The 5,296-nt window shown below is 53.8% G+C and carries 4 protein-coding genes and 1 other RNA gene; all 5 read left to right on the forward strand.

Annotation, left to right across the window (positions count from 1 at the left end):
* Positions 1–19 precede the first annotated feature (19 nt).
* Positions 20–117: signal recognition particle sRNA small type (gene ffs, locus AC6F7T_RS11950), an RNA gene on the forward strand.
* Positions 118–311: 194 nt separating this feature from the next.
* Positions 312–2,048, forward strand: coding sequence for a DNA polymerase III subunit gamma/tau (gene dnaX, locus AC6F7T_RS11955; protein ID WP_500719147.1), 1,737 nt, complete (start codon positions 312–314; stop codon positions 2,046–2,048).
* Between the two features lie 28 nt (positions 2,049–2,076).
* Positions 2,077–2,394, forward strand: a complete 318-nt coding sequence (locus AC6F7T_RS11960) for a YbaB/EbfC family nucleoid-associated protein (RefSeq protein ID WP_500719149.1) — start codon at positions 2,077–2,079, stop codon at positions 2,392–2,394.
* A gap of 158 nt (positions 2,395–2,552) precedes the next feature.
* A complete protein-coding gene (recR, locus tag AC6F7T_RS11965; protein ID WP_500719151.1) occupies positions 2,553–3,152 on the forward strand; it encodes a recombination mediator RecR in 600 nt (199 codons plus the stop codon).
* 102 nt (positions 3,153–3,254) lie between these two features.
* Positions 3,255–5,296: pyruvate:ferredoxin (flavodoxin) oxidoreductase (nifJ, locus tag AC6F7T_RS11970; RefSeq protein ID WP_500719153.1), on the forward strand; the 2,042-nt coding region annotated here is incomplete at its 3' end.

Genomic DNA, 5,296 nt, shown 5'->3' on the forward strand with positions numbered 1-5,296 from the left:
TGTTGCCGGTAGAAGTGACAGCCGGGTCCTGCGCAACAGGCGGCCGTAAACCCCGTCAGGCCCGGAAGGGAGCAGCGGTAGCGGTTTGAATGTGTGCCGCGGGGGTGCCCGGCTGTCTCTTGTATCGGCAATTTTTTTCCGCAATGATACAGCACACACCTTGCATGGGATCGGGGTTCCCGTGACAAGGGCGTCTGTCGCCAGGGACGGCGACAGTCGAACGGTCATGGATGGCCCCATAGCAAACAATCGTGTCCCTTGGCATGGGAGCCCCGATCCCGTGCTCGACAGATACACGTCAGGATTCTTCTATGTCGTACCTGGTTCTGGCGCGCAAGTGGCGGCCACAGCTGTTCGACGATCTGGTCGGGCAGGAGCACGTCAGCCAAACCCTGAAAAATGCCATCACCACTGATCGCGTGCATCACGCCTTTCTCTTCACCGGTGCGCGCGGAGTCGGTAAAACCTCGGCGGCACGGATCTTCGCCAAAGCCCTGAACTGTCAGCAGGGAATAACCACTACCCCGTGCGGCAGCTGTTCTTCCTGCGTTGAAATTACCTCCGGTCAGGGGATTGACGTCCTCGAAATCGATGGCGCGTCCCATAATGGTGTCGATGATATTCGCGAGCTGCGGGATGCGGTGCGCTATCTGCCGTCCCAGGGTCGCTATAAGATTGTTATTATCGACGAAGTGCATATGCTCTCCAACAGCGCTTTTAATGCGTTGTTGAAGACCCTCGAAGAGCCACCTGCCCACGTTAAGTTTATTTTTGCTACCACCGAACCCCACAAGATCCCAGTCACTATTCTGTCGCGCTGCCAACGGTTTGATTTCAAGAAAATCAGCATCGTGGCAGTGCAGGAACGCCTGCACTACATCGCCACTCAAGAAGGGATCTCCATCAGTGCTGCCGGCCTGGCAGCGCTTGCCCGCCACGGCGGCGGCAGTATGCGTGATGCCTTGTCGGCTTTCGATCAAGTGATTGCCTGCTGCGGCAATCAGGTGGCTGATGAGCCGCTACAGCAGATTCTCGGTCAGGTCAGCAGTCAGCTGTTACTGGATACCTTGACGGCCATTGTCGAACGCAATCCTCGTGAGCTGCTGACCCTGGTGGCGCAGGTTGATGATCTGGGACATTCCTTTCGCCAGTTTTGTCAGCAGCTGGTGGCGCTGGTGCGCGGTCTGGTAATTCTCAAGGTCATCGACGAACCGGGGGAGTTGCTCGATGTCAGTGAAGGCGAATTGACCGAGTTACGGCGTCTGGCAGCACCCCGTCCTCTGGATGAATTTCAGCGAATCCTGGCGTTTTTGCTGCGCACTGAAGCCGAGCTGGCAACCTCAACCTACTCACGCCTGACTATGGAAGTGGCGCTGGTCAAGCTGGCGACGCTCCCCACCGGGATCGATGTTGCCACCCTGATTCAACGTTTGGAGAGCCTGGAAAAAAACCTGTTGGCGCGGGTCGATTATGCTGTCCCTGCCCCTGTCGCTACACCGGTGGTCAGCGAGAATCGTACCGTTGCCCCTCATCCCGTTAGCGAAACTCGTGACGTTGAGCTCCCCCCTGAATCACCGCCGCCGCTGCCTGAGGAACCTGAGGAAGCTGAGGAAAAAAAGCCTGATGCTCAGCTGACGGAGGAGCTATCCGCAGGCAGCTGGGCCGGATTAGTCGAATTTGTCAGAAGTCGGCGGCGTCCGCGGATCTCATCGTTGCTCGAACAGGCCAGTTTGTTGGCGCTGGAATTGCCATTGGTGCGGATTGCCATGCCGGCCAAATTTTTTGGACTGGCTGACGCTGAGATGCAACAGAATCTGCAGGGGTTGGCAGCGGAATATTTTTCTGTGCCGGTAAACATTGAGATTATCAAGGGCGCCAATGGCGAGCCTCAGCCGCCGTCGTTGCACGAGGAACGTGAGCGCCAGGAGAGTGATCGTCAGCGCAAGCTGCGTGAGAACGCCCTCGAGCATCCACTGGTGAAATCGGCGCTGGAGATTTTTGGCGGCAATGTCGAGAAGGTGACTCCCATCGATAAGGGTTTTGTGTAGTATTTTTACTCATCATAAAAAGGAGACAATGATGGCAAAGGGACTTGGCAATATCATGAAGCAGGCGCAGCAGATGCAGGCGAAAATGGCACGTATGCAGGCGGAACTGGCAACCAGAGAAGTTGAGGCCAGCGCCGGTGGGGGTATGGTCACCGCGCGGGTGAACGGCAAGCAGCAGCTGCTTGAGCTGAAAATCGAAAAGGCGGTGGTTGATCCTGAGGATGTCGAGATGCTCGAGGACCTGGTCATCGCAGCGGTGAATGAGGGGATGAAAAAGAGCCAGGAGATGGTGCAGGAGGAGATGGGCAAAATTACCGGAGGGATGAATATCCCGGGGATGTTTTAGCGGGGATAAAAAAGATTGAGTCAATCCCCTTTTGCGTGGTAGAGTTATTTTTGGTCAGACCAATGCGCCACCATTTTTTTTGGTGTCGTTGTTGTTTTTTAGCATCCCTGAAAACGACGTTATAAAAGCATAAACTATTAGATTCAGGAGACAAAGTTATGCTAGGCTCTCTCCCGTCTTTCGCTCGTTTAGAGGCCGAACTGGCGAAGCTGCCGGGGATCGGCGGCAAGACGGCGGCGCGTCTGGCTTTTCATCTGTTGCGCACAGCGGATTCTGAGGTCGCAGCACTGGCGGATGCTCTGCTGGAAATGAAACGCAACGTCCGTTTATGTGAGAAATGCTTTCATATCGCTGAAAACCGCTTGTGCGGCATCTGCGCTGCGGAGCAACGAGATCAGCGCCTGCTTTGTGTGGTTGAGCAGCCCCAGGATCTGCTGGCGATTGAACGCAGTCATTCCTACCGTGGGCTCTATCATGTGTTGCACGGAGTTTTATCTCCCCTGGACGGGGTTGACCCGGAAGATCTGAAGATTCCGCAGCTGGAACAGCGTCTGGCCACGGAAACCTTTGATGAGGTGATTATCGCCACCAATTTCAGCGTTGAAGGCGAGGCAACTGCCCTGTATCTGGCGCGCCTCTGTCGGCAACGTGGCGTGCCGGCCAGCCGTCTGGCCCACGGTATCCCTTCGGGCAGCGGTCTGGAATATATTGATGCCGGTACGGTGCAGCATGCGGTATCCGGTCGCCGGACACTCTGACAACAACAGGAAATCGATATGGACGATTCTCAAGTGTCATCATTCCCTTTGTTCTTTTAATTGAAAAGAACGTCATTTACCTAACTTACACAGGAGGTATGCATGTCTCGGAAAATGGTCAATATTGACGGTAATGCCGCAGCGGCGCACGTTGCTCATGCGACCAATGAGGTGATTGCCATCTATCCCATCACCCCGTCATCGGTCATGGGTGAAATTTCCGACGCCAAGAGCGCTGTCGGCGAAAAGAACATCTGGGGAACCATTCCCAAGGTTGTTGAGCTCCAGTCAGAAGGTGGCGCGGCTGGTGCCGTTCATGGTGCCTTGCAGGCCGGTGCGTTGACGACAACCTTTACTGCCTCCCAGGGCCTGTTGTTGATGATTCCCAATATGTTCAAGATTGCCGGTGAATTGACCCCGACCGTTTTCCATGTGTCGGCGCGTGCCATTGCTGCTCAGGCGTTGTCGATTTTTGGCGATCACTCCGATGTGATGGCTTGTCGTTCCACCGGTTGGGTTCAGTTCTGTTCCAATAACCCTCAGGAAGTCATGGATTTTGCCCTGATCTCCCAGGCAGCGACGCTGGAGTCACGGGTGCCTTTCCTGCATTTCTTTGATGGCTTCCGTACCTCTCACGAAATACAAAAAATTGAAGAGCTGACGCTGGATGACATGCGCCAGATGATAAGCAACGATCTTGTCACGGCTCATCGTCAGCGTGCTCTGTCGCCGGAGCATCCGAAATTGCGCGGAACCGCACAGAACCCTGATGTTTATTTCCAGGGACGTGAGACCGTCAATCCGTATTACGAAAAAGTTCCCGCCATCCTCAAGGCGCAGATGGATAAGTTTGCTGCCCTGACCGGCCGTCAGTACAATCTGGTTGATTATGTCGGATCGCCCGATGCCGAGCGGATCGTGGTGATGATGGGTTCCGGCTGTGAGGCGATGGAAGAAACCATCAATTACCTGGTTTCTAAAGGGGAAAAGGTCGGTCTGATCAAGATCCGCTTGTTCCTGCCGTTCCCGATTGAAGATTTCTGTAAAGCGATCCCGGCGACAACCAAGAAGATTGCCGTACTTGATCGCACCAAAGAGCCGGGTTCCATTGGCGAGCCGCTGTATCAGGCGGTTCGGACGGCTATCGGCGAAGGCATGGTAGAAAAAATGACCAGCTTCTCCGGTTACCCACCGATTGTTGGTGGCCGTTATGGGTTGGGTTCTTTTGAATTTAATGCCGGTATGTGCAAGGCGGTTCTTGACAATTTACTTGCTGACAAACCGAAGAACCATTTCATCGTTGGCTTTAAAGATGACGTGCTTGGCAGCAGTCTTGATTTCGACAAGGACTTCCTCGTACCTTTTGACGGTTATGCGGCCATGTTCTTTGGCCTGGGATCAGACGGCACTGTCGGCGCCAACAAAAACTCTATCAAAATTATCGGTGAATGTACCAAAAACAAGGTACAGGCTTATTTTGTTTACGATTCCAAAAAAGCCGGCAGCCTGACCACCTCACACTTGCGTTTCGGCAAAAACGAAATCAAGAGCACTTATCTGATCTCCCAGGCAGACTTTATTGCTTGTCACAACTTTTCCTTCCTGGAGAAGTACGACATGCTCAAGAGTGCCAAGCAGGGGGCAACCTTCCTGCTCAATGCGCCTTTTAGCAAGGATGAAATCTGGAACAATTTGCCGCAACTGGTACAACAGCGGATTATCGACAAGAAACTGAAATTTTATGTCATCGACGGAATTCATCTGGGTGAAGAGATAGGCCTCGGTGCCCGAATCAACGTGATCATGCAAACCGCCTTCTTCAAGATCTCCGAGATCATTCCGGTCAATCAGGCGATCAGCCAGATCAAGGATGCTATTGACAAGACTTACGGTAAGGCCGGTGAAAAAGTTGTGGCGATGAACAAACGCGGCGTTGATGCCGCGCTCGAAAATATTTTTGAAGTCCAGGTGCCGGCTACTGCTGAAAGTTCTATTAAGATGCACATTGGTCAATGGGGCGGCTACTCTGACATAGTTAAAACGACCCTCGGGCCAATTATTGACGGCGTCGGCCACGAACTGCCCCTGTCAGCCATGCCGGATGACGGGACTTTCCCGACCGGTACCGCCGCTATTGAGAAGCG

Source organism: Pelovirga sp. (assembly GCF_059864205.1).

Bases quoted from the DNA above. Each gene is read 5' to 3' on its own strand.
- recR (WP_500719151.1), top strand. From the start codon at position 2,553: ATGCTAGGCTCTCTCCCGTCTTTCGCTCGTTTAGAGGCCGAACTGGCG.
- AC6F7T_RS11960 (WP_500719149.1), top strand. From the start codon at position 2,077: ATGATGGCAAAGGGACTTGGCAATATCATGAAGCAGGCGCAGCAGATG.
- dnaX (WP_500719147.1), top strand. From the start codon at position 312: ATGTCGTACCTGGTTCTGGCGCGCAAGTGGCGGCCACAGCTGTTCGAC.